The 16,391-nt window shown below is 43.0% G+C and carries 16 protein-coding genes; 8 read left to right on the plus strand and 8 right to left on the minus strand.

The genetic code is table 11. The features are described 5' to 3' along the window. Positions 1-13: 13 nt before the first annotated feature. The 8 genes from HC246_RS18190 to rpaB form a co-directional block, all read right to left on the minus strand. Complete coding sequence (locus HC246_RS18190; protein ID WP_169364867.1) at positions 14-748, minus strand: energy-coupling factor ABC transporter ATP-binding protein; 735 nt, start codon at positions 746-748, stop codon at positions 14-16. A gap of 34 nt (positions 749-782) precedes the next feature. Then, positions 783-1,595 carry a cobalt ECF transporter T component CbiQ gene (gene cbiQ, locus HC246_RS18195; RefSeq protein ID WP_169364868.1) on the minus strand — a complete coding sequence of 271 codons (813 nt, stop codon included), beginning with the start codon at positions 1,593-1,595 and terminating at the stop codon, positions 783-785. A gap of 43 nt (positions 1,596-1,638) precedes the next feature. Continuing rightward, entirely contained in the window at positions 1,639-1,968 is a 330-nt protein-coding gene (locus HC246_RS18200; protein ID WP_169364869.1) for a PDGLE domain-containing protein, read from the minus strand. Continuing rightward, positions 1,969-2,676 (minus strand): energy-coupling factor ABC transporter permease, encoded by a 708-nt coding sequence (locus HC246_RS18205; protein ID WP_169364870.1) that lies wholly within the window; start codon positions 2,674-2,676, stop codon positions 1,969-1,971. Positions 2,677-2,968: 292 nt separating this feature from the next. Then, positions 2,969-3,925 (minus strand): ABC transporter ATP-binding protein, encoded by a 957-nt coding sequence (locus HC246_RS18210; RefSeq protein ID WP_169364871.1) that lies wholly within the window; start codon positions 3,923-3,925, stop codon positions 2,969-2,971. A gap of 335 nt (positions 3,926-4,260) precedes the next feature. Beyond that, positions 4,261-6,054, minus strand: a complete 1,794-nt coding sequence (gene aspS, locus HC246_RS18215; RefSeq protein WP_169365227.1) for an aspartate--tRNA ligase — start codon at positions 6,052-6,054, stop codon at positions 4,261-4,263. A 250-nt stretch (positions 6,055-6,304) separates the two neighbouring features. Beyond that, the gene (locus tag HC246_RS18220; protein ID WP_169364872.1) at positions 6,305-7,156 is read right to left on the minus strand and encodes a pentapeptide repeat-containing protein; all 852 of its coding nucleotides are present in this window, start codon (positions 7,154-7,156) and stop codon (positions 6,305-6,307) included. A gap of 79 nt (positions 7,157-7,235) precedes the next feature. Continuing rightward, positions 7,236-7,973: a response regulator transcription factor RpaB gene (gene rpaB, locus HC246_RS18225; protein ID WP_126387218.1), complete on the minus strand. Its 738-nt coding sequence runs from the start codon at positions 7,971-7,973 to the stop codon at positions 7,236-7,238. Between the two features lie 262 nt (positions 7,974-8,235). On the opposite strand from rpaB, the gene HC246_RS18230 reads away from it, so the two are divergent. The 8 genes from HC246_RS18230 (at position 8,236) to HC246_RS18265 (ending at position 16,388) form a co-directional block, all read left to right on the plus strand. Further along, complete coding sequence (locus HC246_RS18230; protein WP_169364873.1) at positions 8,236-8,409, plus strand: hypothetical protein; 174 nt, start codon at positions 8,236-8,238, stop codon at positions 8,407-8,409. A gap of 74 nt (positions 8,410-8,483) precedes the next feature. Beyond that, positions 8,484-8,972: a signal peptidase II gene (gene lspA / locus HC246_RS18235; protein ID WP_169364874.1), complete on the plus strand. Its 489-nt coding sequence runs from the start codon at positions 8,484-8,486 to the stop codon at positions 8,970-8,972. A gap of 86 nt (positions 8,973-9,058) precedes the next feature. After that, on the plus strand, positions 9,059-9,712 hold the full coding sequence (locus tag HC246_RS18240) for a ParA family protein (protein WP_169364875.1): 654 nt from the start codon (positions 9,059-9,061) through the stop codon (positions 9,710-9,712). Between the two features lie 78 nt (positions 9,713-9,790). Next, on the plus strand, positions 9,791-10,420 hold the full coding sequence (locus tag HC246_RS18245; RefSeq protein WP_169364876.1) for a hypothetical protein: 630 nt from the start codon (positions 9,791-9,793) through the stop codon (positions 10,418-10,420). A gap of 156 nt (positions 10,421-10,576) precedes the next feature. Then, positions 10,577-13,312: a type I restriction endonuclease subunit R gene (locus tag HC246_RS18250; protein WP_169364877.1), complete on the plus strand. Its 2,736-nt coding sequence runs from the start codon at positions 10,577-10,579 to the stop codon at positions 13,310-13,312. 20 nt (positions 13,313-13,332) lie between these two features. Next, a complete protein-coding gene (locus HC246_RS18255) occupies positions 13,333-14,253 on the plus strand; it encodes a hypothetical protein (RefSeq protein WP_169364878.1) in 921 nt (306 codons plus the stop codon). After that, on the plus strand, positions 14,243-16,012 hold the full coding sequence (locus HC246_RS18260; RefSeq protein WP_169364879.1) for a type I restriction-modification system subunit M: 1,770 nt from the start codon (positions 14,243-14,245) through the stop codon (positions 16,010-16,012). The genes HC246_RS18255 and HC246_RS18260 overlap by 11 nt, the downstream gene beginning before the upstream one ends. Before the next feature lie 4 nt (positions 16,013-16,016). Next, entirely contained in the window at positions 16,017-16,388 is a 372-nt protein-coding gene (locus HC246_RS18265) for a hypothetical protein (protein WP_169364880.1), read from the plus strand. Positions 16,389-16,391 lie beyond the last annotated feature (3 nt).

The following is a 16,391-nucleotide window of genomic DNA, read 5'->3' on the forward strand; positions in this document are numbered from 1 at the left end:
GCCCACGTTAGCTTTAAGCAAGACTGAGGGGCATCTCCAGTGCATGGGCTAGCAAAAATTGGCGATCGCTTAATACCTGTTTTGTATCCCCGTCATAGACAATTTTTCCTTCACTCAAAACTATCGTGCGATCGCATAACTCTAGGACTAAGTCCAAATCATGGGTCGCGATTAACTGGGTTTCGGGCAAAGTTCGCAAAAGCTGAATTAATTGACGACGCGATCGCGGATCCAGTTGAGCGGATGGTTCATCACATACTAAAACCTGTGGTTGCATTGCTAATACCCCTGCGATCGCCACTCGCTTCTTTTCGCCCCCTGACAGGTTATGGGATTGTCGCTCAGCATATTTAGTCACATCTAGACCTACGGCTACTAATGCCTCAGACACCCGAATTTTGAGAGCATCCCCTTTGATTCCCTGATTCATGGGACCAAAAGCAACATCTTCCCAAACCGTAGGCATAAATAGCTGATCGTCAGGATTCTGAAACACAAGACCGACAAAGTTGCGAATTGCTAACAAATTCTTGGGTGCAATCAGCATTTCGCCGATCACAATTTCACCCTGTTGTGGCATCAAGATGCCGTTGAGATGAAGTAATAATGTGGATTTACCTGATCCATTTGCGCCCACGATCGCCACTCGTTCCGTTGCCGCGATTTGGATATTAATCCCTTTCAAAGCCTGAATACCATCAGGATAGACATAACTGAGGTTTTCAATAGAGATTGGGTTATGGTGCATAGGTAAGTCTTGAAGGTATTGCGCCGCAAAGTCTTCAATGAATAAAAACTTGACCGCTTAAAATTACGATAATAATGCAACCAATAGCAAGGCGATCGCGCCATCCGCCCGATGTGGATTCTGTTACGACGGGAATACCTTGATAGCCTCGGGCTAGCATCGCCTGATAGATGCGATCGCCACGATCATAGGTGCGGATGAATAACACACCCAGCATATTGCCTAATACCTGTCTCTGCCATGCGCGATCACCACGCTGGTAATTATAAAGATTTTGGGGTGCAAAGTTACGTGCAGTTGCGGCGCGGTGCATGGCTTTAAACTCATTGGTCAGTACGCCAATATAGCGATACATCGATGCAAGGATACTAATTAAGAGTGGAGGCATTTTCAGCGTAACTAGAGCCTGTAATAGAAGTGGTACAGAAGTGCTGAGAGTAAGGATATTTAACAGCAATAAAGATAAAAATGCTTTTATGCCAACACTTCCTAAAACAGTCAGTCCATTGGTGGTAATTTGTAGCCAGCGCCATTGCCAGAGTATTTGCCCACCACCGCGAAACAAAGTTCCAACGAGAATAACGCTAATAAATGCGAACTCGATCGCCATGCGTTTGATGAGAATTCTTAAATCTACTTTGCTCCAATAGAGAATTGGCAAAGTTGCTATGCCATAGATTGCCCAAGTCCACCATCGACCAATGGGAGTTAAAGCGATCGCAAAAACCAAGAGAAAGATACAAAGTAAGTGCGTATGAACCGCTAAACTAGCCCAAAAATTGAAGCGATCGCGATGGTGTGGAGATAGGTGGCCGTGAGTTTCGAGCAGGGGAATATGTAAGAGCATAATGCAAATATTTAGATTGTCGCTTGGTATTTCCTCTCAGCAATTATTCTTTAGGAGCGGAATTTCGCACTGTGAGTTTACCAATTCCCCAAGCTAGACCAAATACCACTAATGTACCTGTGACACCTGCTATAGCCGTTGACAACTTTTCATTTTCCTTAGGAATTGCCTTGACCGAGTATTCATCGAAAATTTGGGAGAATGGAAGTCGCTTAGTTGGTGATTCAGATGTTGCTTTTTCTGCAAACTTTAAATCCTTAGAAACACGATCTAGTCCATCAGGCTCCTTGCTCGCAAAAGGTGACAGAAAACCTGCCATGCTTAGAGCTAAAGCTAATCCGATAAATACGAAAATAAGATTTTTATTTATCATCTATTCATCATCTTGATTGATAGTAATCTGTGCCGAATTTTGACTTGAAGTATTGTAAATTAGCTCAGGACGTGTGTTCCAGATAAAGCTGACAACTGTAAGCGTAATAAAAGCCTCACCAATACCAATCATGAAGTGCCATGAGAGCATTGCTGTCAGCCCCACTACCAAGGGAACTGTATCCGATAGAGATAGCATAAGAGCACATAGACCTGCTGCAACAACAACGCTTGTCCATGAAGCGATCGCTGTTCCGATACTCATCCCTAACCAAGTATTTCTACCGATGAGAGCTCTCAAAAATTGATAGAGATAATAACCACCAAAGGTTCCAATTAATCCCATGATTGTAATATTTGCACCTAAGGCTGTTAGTCCTCCATCTTGAAACATCACAGACTGGACGATAAATACTACGGACATAACAAGTGAGCCAGCCCAAGGACCTAGCAAAATTCCCGCAAGAGTACCACCGAGTAAATGTCCAGATGTACCACCAATGATCGGGAAATTAACCATCTGTGCCGCAAAGATGAAAGCAGCACTGACTCCCATCAAGGGCACTGTACGCTCCTTATATTCCGACTGCACTCGATTAAGTGAAAGGGCAATTAAAGCGATCGCGATGACTCCCGTAACTAAGCTCACTGGCAAGCTGAGATAGCCATCGGGAATATGCATGGCTAAGTAAATCGGCAATGAAAACATTTATAAATCCCAATCTATTTTCAAAATAATGACTCTAGCTACATAAAATGAGTTGTGAGAGGCTTCGACTTCGCTCAGCCATCGCATACCGATGGCTGAGCGAAGTCGAAGTCCTATTTTTCTCATAAATGATCTAGGACTGCTATATATATATATTCTCTAGATTTGAATAGATTCTAATTATATTAGTCATGTTTGAAGGGTTTCGCAGCGAAAACAACAAAAAGTTAAGATGTTGATTTGAGAGAGGGTTTGCATAGCAAACCCTCTCTCAAATTCTTCCGAACTCACGTTAACTAGTTTGTTTATATCCAAGTTTCAAGAAAATATTTTCTAAGGTTTCTTGAGTGCGATGGAAATTGGAAATTGGAATACCTGCATCAATTAGAGACTTTAGCAATGCTGCACATTCCTCAATACTACCGACAAATTGAACTCGGACACTGGGAACGCCTGCTATTAATTCTACCTCTTGCACTAATTGCGATCGCTTCAGGAAAGCTTGTAAATCCTCAAGACTACCCAGAGTTGAGATCAGTAACTGTTGCTGATCTTGATTGCTGCGATCATAAAGTTCTTGTAGACGAGAACTTTCTACTAATCGACCTAATTCCATAATCCCAATTGATGTGCAGATTTCGGCAAGATCGCTCAAAATATGGGATGAAATGAGAATTGTCATTCCTTGCTGCTGCAAAGATTTAATAATATTGCGAACCTGTACTCTGGCAAGGGGATCAAGTCCTGATACTGGTTCATCTAATAACAAGAGGGTCGGGTTATGGATGATGCTACGAGCAAGGCTTAGCCTCTGTTTCATGCCTCTCGATAAAGTCGCGATCACCTCATTCCTTTTTTGTTGTAATTCTACTAACTCGATCACTTCATGTAATCTTTGCGATCGCTGCGGGTCTCGTAAAAAGTATAAACGCGCAAAATAATCAAGGTAGTCCCATACGGTGAGATCGTCATACAGAGGAAAGTCATCGGGTAAATAGCCCAGTTGTCGCTTCAGTTCAGGATTGTTGTGACCACGTAAAAATCGCGCCCCATTAATATAAATTTCACCTGCTGTCGGTTCCTCAGCCGCCGCAAGCATCCGAATTAAAGTGGTTTTGCCAGCACCATTAGGTCCAATAAGACCGTAGACTTCGCCGCGATCAATCTGCAAATTGATATGGTTTACGGCAATGTGATTGTCAAACTGTTTAGTCAATCGGTGAGTGCGAACCGTCGGTACTGCTGTCATGAGATTGCCACAAAAGTTATAGCTATGTTAACCTTCACAATCCAAATTGTGAAGATATAAGTAACTGATGTTACGTGGAAAGAATTCCTGTGATGTTGAAGGATTGGGGCTGGCACGGGGGCACAGCCCCTAACAAAAATTCAAATTATTTAGGTAGGAGCAATCCCCCCGTGGTTGCCCTGCTGTGCTAGTAGCAAGAAATTCATATCCTGAGTTCCACGTAACACCAGTAAGTAACGTCAGTTCGGGCTAAGTTGGCAAATTTTAACAGCCCAAAAGAATATGGCACAAGCTAGCTTGTGCCATATTCTTTTATATAAAAAGCAGTCGCTTTTTTATGCTTTGGCTGGAGGTAATGCCACTTTAACGTGGAGTTCCTTCAGTTGTGAGTCATCAACACTAGATGGAGCATCGGTGAGTAAATCACGAGCCTGTTGTGTTTTCGGGAAAGCGATTACATCACGAATTGAATCTGCACCAGAGATTAACATCACTAGGCGATCAAGCCCAAAAGCGAGACCACCGTGAGGAGGCGTGCCATACTCAAAGGCTTCCAATAAGAAGCCAAACTTCTCTTTTGCCTGCTCATCAGTTAACCCGATCGCAGAAAATACCTTTTCTTGAACTTCGCGCTTATGGATACGAATACTACCGCCACCAATTTCTGTGCCATTAAGTACAAGGTCATAGGCGAGCGCAATGGTATTGACATCAATGGGCTGACCATCAGCAATATCTTCAGGACGAGGGGATGTGAAGGGATGGTGTAATGCTTCTAAACGCTTCTCATCGGCATTCCACTCAAACATAGGGAAGTCAGTAATCCAGACAAAATTGAGCTTATCATGGTCGATTAATCCCAATTCATGACCGAGTGCTAAGCGTAAACGATTGAGGGACTCATTGACGATCGCTTTATCACCAGCGCCAAATAGCAAGATCGTACCTGCGGTTGCACCTGTGCGTTCTAGAAGTTCTTGCTTGACTTCTTCGGTGAGACTATCCTTAAGAGCACCGATCGTATCAATTACGCCACCTTCACGCACACGGATAAAGGCTAAGCCCTTGGCTCCATACTGAGCTACTAAATTCGATAAATCGCCACCTGGTTTGATGCGCGTATTAGAAATCGCTTCATCACCACCAATCACAGGCAGGACTTTAATAATGCCACCATTAGCAACGGTGTTGGCAAATACTTTAAATCCAGAGTTGGCAAATAAATCGGTGACGTTTACCAATTCCATCTCGAAACGAGTATCAGGGCGATCGCAACCATAGCGATCCATAGACTCGGCATAGGTAAGACGAGGGAAAGAGCCAAGTTCAACGCCTTTAACGGTTTTAAAAATGTAGCGAATTAGATTCTCGTTTAGCTCGATGATTTCTTCTTGAGACATGAAACTCATTTCCATGTCAAGTTGGGTGAACTCAGGTTGGCGATCGGCGCGAAGATCCTCATCACGGAAACATCGGGCAATTTGATAGTAGCGATCGCAACCACCAACCATCAATAGTTGCTTGAATAACTGTGGCGATTGAGGTAATGCATACCATTGACCTGCATTCACACGGCTGGGGACTAGATAATCTCTTGCACCTTCAGGAGTGGAACGGCAAAGAATAGGCGTTTCTACTTCCATAAAGCCATATTCATCTTCAAGGAAGCGGCGAATGGATTTCACTACCTCAAAGCGGAGTTTGAGATTACTAGATAGACGCTCACCCCGCATATCAAGATAGCGATATTTAAAGCGTAATTCGTCCTTAATTGTGTCTGCTTCAGAAATTAAGAAAGGTAATGGTTTGCTAACAGCATTGAGTAACTCAATGGATTCGGCATAGATTTCTACTTCACCTGTGGCAAGTTTAGGGTTGAGAGACTCTTCAGGACGTTTAGAAACTTTACCAACAATTCTGACGACATATTCATTGCGTAACTCACCCGCAAGTTCATAGGAGACGGGAGTACGTTGAGGATCGCTGACGATTTGCAAGATTCCTGTGCGATCGCGCAAATCTAAAAAGATCACACCACCATGATCCCGTCTGCGATCGATCCAACCGCACAAGCTAACTGTTTGTCCGATATGTTCGGCATTGAGGTGACCGCAATAGTTGCTACGCATCATGATGTTATTGGCGAAACTTTAGAGAAAAAAGTAAAAACTGGAATTTTGACCATTTACTATCATAACTTGTAAAGTAGTCAAAACCTTAAAACTAAATGCAGTGCTTCTTACAACTTTTAGTTTTTAGGTAATGAAGTGCCCAAAAATCATTATTTCTCTTTGCGAAGATAGCGTTTCCTAGTGAATTACGGATTTGTTTCCCCGCCTTTGGCGGGGAAACAAAATACAAGTGAGTTAATTTGCGTCATCAATCATCTTTACTTTTGAGATGATAATTTTGGGTGATAAATTGGCGCAAAAAATTTTCCCAATCTCGCTCTTGAAAATTGCCAGTATGTGGATAGCGCTCTTGTTCTGGTTGCAAATATACATATTGGCATTGAGATTTTGTAAATAGCGTCTGTGAGTCTAATAGCCATCCTTCGATACAAATTCCTGTTAACAAAGCAAATGAGAAATCAGTGTGATAAATAAGCGCATGACGGAAGTTTGCCCCAGTCAAGTTTGCTTTTTTGAAAGAAGTTCCAGAGCGATTACTAATTGATTCCAATAGCCAAGTAAATATCTTAAAGGTCACAATTGCAGAAACAGCCATTGGGATTAGAAAAAGTATCGCTCCACTGCCAGCAAAACTGATAACCGCAAGCCACAATGTTAGCAAAAGCATAATTATGAAAAGAATGCCGAGACTAGCATCACCCAAAAAACGCGAAGTTTTAGGGAAGCGTTCTAAAATGTCATTTTGGAAGAAATATAACAAAGAGAGAAAAATACCTGCTAAAACACCACTAATCTTTCTGTAGATTTCTCCGAACCAACTGAAGAATAAACTGTCAATCTGAATTACGACGAAACTGATTATGGCAGTGGTCAGGAGAATCGCGATCGCGCCTAAGATGATCGCCAGAATTGCGTCATTAATTTGTTGTGGAGTTTGTCCAGTAATTACCCGTTCAAAATTTGCCCCAACCAAAGTTGCCCTTGTAAAATCACAACCACGCAAATCTGCCCCACTAAAATCTGCTCCTGTTAGATCCATTCCCACAAAGGATTGTCCCTGCAAATTTTGGTCTTGATAACTGTAGGGTTGGTCGCTCATAGTTATAATTTAGCCAAAAGCCAAGATTTAAAGACATAAGGTAACGCAAAAAAATGACCTCGCGATGGAGGTCATTTTTTTATGCTTGTTTTGCTTCTGAGCCATCGATGATGCGTTGGAACAGATAACCTGTCCCCCTTGCTGTCAAGATCAGTTCAGGATTACTGGGATCTTCTTCGAGTTTTGCTCTTAGACGGGAAATGTGAACATCGACAACGCGAGTATCCACATGACGCTCAGGTGTATATCCCCAAACCTCTTGCAAGATTTCCGCCCTTGAGAAAGCTTCACCCGATCGCCCAACTAAAAGTTCTAACAAACTAAATTCCATACCCGTTAAGCGAATCCGCTCATCGGACTTATAGACTTGACGCTTATTAGTATCAATTCTGATCGTATTAATATGAATCACACCAGAACTGGGGATGCCTGATGTGCCATTGCGATCAAAGCGGCGCAATACTGAACGAATCCGAGCTTCTAGCTCCTTAGGAGAAAATGGCTTAACAACGTAATCATCTGCGCCTAATTCAAGCCCTGTGATACGGTCGGCAACATCGCCCAGTGCTGTCAACATAATGATCGGAATATCAGATTCTTTGCGTAGCTCTTGACATACCCCGTAGCCGTCGAGCTTTGGCATCATTACATCAAGAACCACCAAGTCAGGGTTTTCTTTATGAAAAACTTCGATCGCCTCTTCGCCATCTGCGGCAGTAACGACCTCGTAACCGATCATTGACAGACGAGTCTCCAGAATCCGACGAATACTTGCTTCGTCGTCTACAACTAGAATTTTTTCCTTATGGTTTTCCAAGCCAGTTTACACTCCATTATGTTGCTAGCTGCAATTCAGTAAAATTTTATTCTTTTACATATTTATTTAGCTAAGTTTACAAGAAATCGGTCGTTACAATCCGAAAACAAAACTTAAAGTTTCAGAATAAACTTAATCTAAATTTTGAGACAGGGCGATCGCAATCAAAGCATCAGAATGTATGAATATTGCGAGACATCGTCTCGACGCTATGGGTTAGAATTATATAAAGTTTTATGTGAAATAAAGGATTTCTGCGATCATGACTGAACCAACTCAAGTACCACAGGCAACCGATCCCAAAATGGGATTTAACACCTATGCAGAGCGCTTAAATGGTCGTGCTGCGATGGTTGGTTTCATTCTTGCTGTAGTGATCGAGTTTGTCACTGGTAAAGGTTTATTGGCATGGCTCGGTCTGATTGATATTGGCTAACTAGTTAGGCTTATTCGCGTTGCGAATAAGCCTAACCCTACGAAACTTGTTTAGTTACTTCCTATTACTTATCTATGGCATCTGGCAAAATCGAGAACTCTCTCTACTGGTTTGCGGCAATTTTGGGATTAGTTCTCGATCAAGCCTCTAAATATCTAGTTGTGCAATATCTCAAAGGAGCGCGATCATTTCCTGTGATCGATGGTGTGTTTCATCTAACCTATGCCACCAATACAGGAGCAGCATTTAGCCTCTTTAGTGGTCAAATCGATTGGCTCAAATGGGTATCGATGCTAGTGAGCTTGGGTTTGGTTGCCTTTGGCATATTTGCCAGAAACTTGAACCGATGGGAACAAGCGGGCTATGGGTTCATTTTAGCGGGAGCCGCAGGTAATGGGATTGATCGCTTTGTAGCGGGTTATGTAGTGGACTTTATTGATATCAGGATTATCCGCTTTGCAATTTTCAATATTGCTGATGTTTCGATCAATGTCGGGCTTGCCTGTTTAGTGATCGCTGTTTTATTTGCCACCAAGCCTGTACGCAAAATGCCTAAGCCTTAAGTTCTAAGAAGTAAGGTAGGCGATGCAAAGCGCTGACTACTTCACTTCTTAGAAAAGAATAAAAGAATATTTATAGTTAAAGTAAAATGGCAAACTCCCCGAAAAATTCCCCCAAGATCGTAGTTGTTACTAATGGCAAAGGAGGCGTTGGCAAAACAACAACCGCGATCGCCTTAGCAGGAATTTTGGCACAGGACACTAAAGTATTAGTTGTGGATGCTGATGTGCAGGGGAGTTTATCTTGGTGGGTAGGACGTAGTGATAAAAATATGGGTTTTGATATCGCTAAGGAAGTCGATCCAACTCATTTAAAAAAATTACCGAAACTCAGCAGTTACGATCTAGTATTGGTAGATACACCACCCGCATTACATTCTCAGGCACTAGCTACGGTTGTAGCGATCGCTGACTACTTAGTCTTGCCAACTCCTCCCGCACCGATGGACTTAACTGCCCTCATTGAAACTGTCAAAAGTACTGTACGACCCGCCCAAGTCCCACACCGAGTTCTGCTTACCCGCGTTGATCCGCGCTGTCTGAATGAGGCTCTAGAAGCGCAAAACACTTTATTAGAAGTGGGAGTACCTGTCTTTCATGCCTTTGTGAGAGCTTATAAAGCCCATGAGCGAGCGGCTCTTGAGGGAAAACTGGTTACAGAATGGAAGGGGAAAAATGCTAGAGAAGCCGAAGCAGATTATCGACGTGTAGTTGATGAATTGCGCCGCGATATCCTGAAATAAATCAAAGTTTGTGGCGTGAAATACTACAAAACGCTCTTAGTTCTAATTACTACATAATTTCCAAATAACTAAAATAATATGTCAACTAAAAAGAAAGTCGGAATTGGTGATTTATTGCGCGATGAAGCTCAGAAAGCAACAGATTCACCAGTAATTGAAGTACAAGCAGAAACTGTCCCTGATAATGCTAGTAAAGTTGTCAGTCGTCCAGCCCTAAATGCCGAAAAATCTCAGAATGTAGATGATGGATCAAAGGCAAAAATATCAGCTTTAGAATTAGCCTTGGCACAGTCCCAACAAAGTGAAATGGAACTATCGCAAACGATCGCCGATTTACAAAAAGATTTGAAATTTAATCAGACTAATGTGGAGCTTTTACAGAAGTCATTGGCAGCGATCGAGCAACTCAAAAATGAACTAGATCAACAATTGGTGGAAGTAAAACGCGATAACTTACGTCTTGCTGAGGCAAATATTCAACTTTCAGAACAAATTAAAGCTTTAGAGGCATCTAGCCAACCAGTTATTGAGCCTCCTAATTCTTCGCAGCTAGTTTCGCAAAATCCTCAAAATAATCGCGCAACTCCTCGTAAGCAACCCGTTGAGCAACCATATCCCCATCGCGATCGCAATCCTTACCATCGTCCGACGGGTTCTAATGAGCAATTGCAGCGGATTAACAATCGGAATATTGGTTGGATGGATTAGTGTCGAGTTGTCGAGCAACACATTATTTGTCGTCCTTAACAAATTAATTTTATTTCACATTGTAATCATTTGCTAGAAGGGGTTTCTAAAACTAGAATTTCGCATGTTTTGTTTTCTCATCTCTTTAGAATAAGCAACCTAATATTAAGCTCATCTATGTTTTTGAACGAACAAACAACTCGAAAAAATTTAATTAATCCCAAGTTAAAGGTTGCAGGGTGGAACTTAGAAGATAAAAATCAAGTTGGTTTTGAGATTCCTGTGGATGGTTATGATGCGGAGCCTTGGAATGGGGTGACGGATTATTGTTTGTATTTGCCTAATGGGGAAGTGATTGCGGTAGTTGAGGCAAAGCGACAGAGCCGATCGCCTGAAGTCGCTGAGCAGCAGGTGCGCCACTATGTTACAGAAATTTCTAAGCATCAGAGCTTTCAGCCCTTTGCATTTATGACTAACGGCGATCGCACTTTTTTCTGGGATGTCGATCGCGAGAATAAGCGACAGGTGGCGGGATTTTTTTCGTTAAGAGATTTGCAAAATTTACTGTATTTGCGCCAGCATAAGGTTCCCTTGCAGCAAGTCCAGAAAAATGTGGCGATCGCAGGGCGACTCTATCAGCAAGAGGCAGTACAAAGGGTAAGCGAACGATTTGATGAGGGACATCGCCGTGCTTTGATGGTGATGGCGACGGGAACAGGGAAAACCCGCACGATGATGTCGTTGGTGGATTTATTCTCTAGGGCAAATCAGGCTCGGACGATTTTATTTGTTGCCGATCGTGTTGAGTTGGTTCGGCAAGCCTTAGATGATAATTTCAAGGTTTATTTGCCAAATGAACCTTGCGATCGCATTCGCACTTACAACATTGACTACAGCAAACGTTTGTATGTTGGTACTTTACACACATTAATCAAGTGTTACAAACAATTTACACCTGCCTTTTTTGATTTGCTTGCCTTTGATGAATGCCATCGCTCGATTTATAACCAGTTTCGCGAGGTGGTGGAATATTTTGATGGGCGGATTATTGGACTGACGGCAACACCTGCTAATTTTATTGACCGCAATACGCTCAAGCTATTTCATTGTTTTGAGGATGTGCCGACATTTAGCTATCCGCGCAGTCAGGCGATTGCCGAGGGGAGTTTGGTTGATTTCAGTTTGTATCAGGCACAAACAGGTTTTCAACGGAAGGGGATTCGTGGAGCAGAGTTGAGTGAGGAAGATCGTAATGCCTTGATTGAGCAAGGACGCGATCCTGATGATATTGATTATGAAGGGACGGACTTAGAGCGTAAAGTTAGCAATCGGGACACTCTGCGTAAGCAATGGGCAGAATTTATGGAGGTGTGTCATAAGGATAAGTCGGGGCTTTATCCTGCCAAAACGATTGTGTTTGGACTGACGAAAGATCATGCTTTTCGGTTGGCAAGGGTGTTTGAGGAGATGTATCCCCAATTTCCGAGCATGGTGCAGGTGATTGTGTCGGAAATGGAGCGCACCGATGAACTGATTAAGCGGTTTAAAAAGGAGGATATGCCACGCATTGCGATTTCGGTGGATCTGCTGGATACAGGGATCGATGTGCCTGAAGTGATGAATTTAGTGTTTATGAAGCCCGTACAGTCTTGGATCAAGATGGAACAGATGATTGGGCGGGGGACTCGTAACCATGAGGCTTGTAGGGTATTCGATTGGTTGCCTGATGGTCGTAAGGAAGAGTTTTTGATTATTGACTTTTGGGAAAATGACTTCAATAAAAATCCCAGTGATGAAGTTTCTACGCAAAATTTGCCTGTGACGGTCAAAATCTTTAACACGCGCCTCAAGTTGTTAGAGCTTTATCTGAAGGGGCAAGACTCTAGCGATCGCCAACAAACTATTAGCGATTTACGTCAGCAAATCGGGCAAATTCCCCTTGATGCCTATAGTGTGCAGCAGGTTTATTACGAAGTTGAGCAAGCATGGACAGATACTTTTTGGCGCTACATCACCAAGGATAAGCTAGATTTTTTGCGTACCAAGGTCGCGCCTTTGTTGCGGTTTGTAGCGGGTGTGGATGTGGCGGCGGCGACTTTTACGAATAAGGTAGAGCGTCTGAAGTATGAGGTTTTGACTAATGCGGTGCGTGATGACTCGCTGGTATCGATCGCTGAGGATGTGAGCCGATTGCCGCCTTTTGTGATGGACGATCGCAGGGTGAAACCTTCTGTAGATATTTGCTTGTCAGAAAATCTACGAACTGCAACACCCCAAGAACTAACGCAGGTGATTGTCGATTTAGCTCACCAAATGAAAAACCGCCGTGAAAAGCCTTCATCCTTTATCGAGATTGATTTGGCTGATCGGATTGCGGTGAATGGCTATATTTCGCTGGGTGAGGGTGGTGAGCAGGTGTATGTGCAGGAATATCGCGAGAGGGTCGAGCGTAAGGTGATGGAAATTTTTGAGACACATCCTGCGATCGCGGCTTTGCGTAATGGTGAGACGGTGACGGATTTGCAACTGGTGGCGCTAGAGCGAACTTTGCGGCGCGAGTTGGGTGGTAGTAATATCCAGTTGTCTGAGTCGAATATTCGCAAGGCGTTTAATTTGAAGGTGACGAGTTTGCTGGCGTTTTTACGGGAGTTGTTAGAGTTTGAGGCGTTGCCAGACTATAAGGACATCGTGGAGCGTAATTTTGAGCAATTTATCACCCAACATCAGTACAATGCTAATCAAATACGATTTTTACGCGCTGTCCAAAGTGTTTTCTTGCAAAAACGAAGGCTAGAGGTTGCTGACTTGTATGATGAGCCACTAGATCGTTTTGGTGAGGATGCGGTGGAGCGATGGTTTACTGAGGATGAGGTAAATGAGTTGATTTATTTTACTGAGCAGTTTGCAGCATAGACAATTTATATTCCATTATTATGAAATTACTTGAACAGCAATTACAGCCCAAGCGTGAATCACTAGTAGGTGATATTCAGAAATTAGCCAAAAGGAAGTTAGCTAGTTTGGATGCTCTTGAACTTTGCGACATATTTATTGAAAGAGGGGCGGAGAAGATTAAAAACGATGTGCCTCCGTTCGACTATCAGGACAAAATGTATTATGTGAAAGGGGAGCAAGAGATAATAGACTACGGCTATTTAGAAATGGCTAGTATAGGGATTTCTGATGAATTTGCTACGCTAGCATCTAACAACTGGGGACTCAATTTAGAAGAAAACAAAGTCTGTACTTATATTAGACATCAATTATTTATAGGGTTAATTGCAGAGCTTGAAGATTTTATCTCAACCTTAGTATTGTTGATCCTCAATGCATATCCAGAAAGGTTGCCAGAATTAGAGTTACCCTTAGAAAAAATCAAGTTCAAGGACTTAAAGGATAAGGAATCTCTAGAAGATATGATGAAGCTTTTAGGGTTGAATTCTGAGGAAACACTTGCGATCAAAGTAACAAATAAAGTTAGTAATCATGTAAGAGACATGCTTTATGGAAGCCAATATGACTATGCAAAGAAAATAAGAAGTTATCTTCAAGTTGATGAGAATTTTCTTGCAGAAGAGTGGCTATATTACTGTGAAATGTGTAGTAGACGCAATGCTGGTATTCATGCAGGTTGGAAAATGACTGCTGACTATAAAAAGTCAGTTGAAAATATTAATAAAAACAGCAGATTGAATCTAACTATTACTAATCAAGATTTTTTAGGATTTGATTCAGACTATTTTGGTAGTGCGTTAGAAATATCTGTACAAATAGTACGTAAAATTGAGGCGCATTGTAGTAACCATTTCAGTGCTTTAGTAGGTAATAACACTGAGGTAGCAAGTGCTGACTAATTCAGAGCTGAAATCGCAGGTTGATGATATTTGGGATCGGCTTTGGTCGGCGGGGTTGTCATTGCCGACTGACTCGATTGAGCAGTTTTCCTATTTGCTATTTTTGAAACGCCTTGATGACGAGGAAAACAAACGCGAGAAACAGGCAAAGCTGCGTAACAAACCTTTTGAGCCGAAAATTCCCAAAGAGTTGCGCTGGTCACATTGGCGGAATTTTGAAGGAGCAGCCATCCTCAAACACGTTCGCGATGAAGTTTTTCCTTGGTTGCGATCGCTAGGCAATCCAAAAGACAAAGATAAAGATACTGAAGCCGCCGATTCTAAGACTCTTGAAGGTTCGGACAACGAGCAACCCTTGAGTTCCTTTGTGCTGTATATGCAAAATGCTGAGTTTAAAATCAGCAAAGCGGCAACACTCATTGAGGTTTGCAAGATCATCGACAAGATGAATATTGCTGAGCAGAATCAAGATGTACAGGGCGATTTGTACGAGTATTTGCTCAATAAGTTGAGTTCGGCGGGACGCAATGGACAATTTCGGACACCGCGCCACATTATCCGCATGATGGTGGAGATGATTGACCCGCAACCGACAGAACGCATTGGCGATTTGGCGGCGGGAACCTGTGGCTTTTTGGTGAATGCCTATGAGTACATTCTCGAAAAGCATACGAATCCAGAGGGTTTGTATGATGCGGAGGGGAATAAACATCCTATTGGTGATTTGCTGTCCGAGGCAGAGCGTAAGTTTCTCAAGACTGAGGCGCTGACTGCCTATGATAATGATGCGGGGATGACGATGTTGCGGATTGGGTCGATGAACCTGATGCTGCATGGGATTGAACATCCGCGTTTCTTTTTGATGGATACGCTATCGAAGAATTTTGAAGCTGAGAAATTTCTGGATGTGGTACTGATGAATCCGCCTTTTACGGGCAAGATGGATTCGGATGTTAATCCTGCATTGCCTGATAAATGCAAGAAAACAGAATTGCTGTTTTTGTATCAAATCCTGCGATCGCTAGAGATGGGTGGACGTTGTGCCGTGATTGTGCCTGATGGGGTGATGTTTGGCTCTAGCAAGCAACATCAGGATATTCGTAAAAAGTTATTAGAAGAAAACCGTTTGGATGGGGTGGTGTCGATGCCTTCGGGTGTGTTCAAACCCTACGCAGGAGTGTCAACGGCGGTGTTGATGTTTACGCGAGGGGCAACTAGCGATCGCATTTGGTTTTATGACATGGATCACGATGGCTTTTCGTTGGATGATAAGCGTCAGGCGGTGTCTGAGAATGATATTCCTGATATTTTGGAATGCTGGAAACGGCGCTTTGATGATGACTTTAACGCCCAACGGGAGCGCCGCAAGTTAGAAATTAAGGAGTTGCTCAAGCCTTTAAAATCTCAGCGCTTGGAATTGGAGCGAGATATTCATCGTCTCAAGTTTGAGGAGGCGATCGCCCCTGAAGATGACGATAGCCCAAGGCTTGCCCTAGAGTCGGCGGAACAGAATCTCAAGGAACTGAGCGAAAAAATTGCGCCTTTGCAAAATGAAATCAATCGCCTCAATCGTCAGTTTTGGGTGGATCGGGCTTTGGTGAAGTCAAACAAGTACGATCTGTCTGCTAGTCGCTATCGAGTGGTGGAGCAGGATGAGGTGTTTTATGAGTTGCCAGAGATCACGACGGGACGGATGCTCAAGCTAGAATCTTTTATAGCGGCTGAGGTGCGAGAGTTAGAGCAATTATTGGAGAGTTAAATCTATGCAAGTAACTGAAAAGCCTGTTAGTGCTGAACAAACTGAACAAGTTGATGCTCTTGTTATTGAGCAAGTGATTGAGCAAGCGCCTGATCAGTCTCATGAGTCGGCTTTGTTGTCTATCAATGCTCAAGTGTCCTTTGCGAGTTTGCTGGCGCTGATTCAAACTTTGCCCAAAGAGCAGAAATGGCAGGTTTATCAAGCGTTGGGTGCGGAGCTTGCGCCCCAGTCGGCGGAGGCTAAAGCGATCGCTCGTTTAGCGGATGAGGATGACGAGTCTATGTGGATCACGGTTGTCCATGAGGATGATGAGATCGATGAAGAAGCTTTAAATGAAAGGTTGATACAGCGTGGTTACAAAAAAGCAAAAGTATAGGGT

Source organism: Pseudanabaena yagii GIHE-NHR1, from assembly GCF_012863495.1.
GTDB classification, from domain to species: domain Bacteria; phylum Cyanobacteriota; class Cyanobacteriia; order Pseudanabaenales; family Pseudanabaenaceae; genus Pseudanabaena; species Pseudanabaena yagii.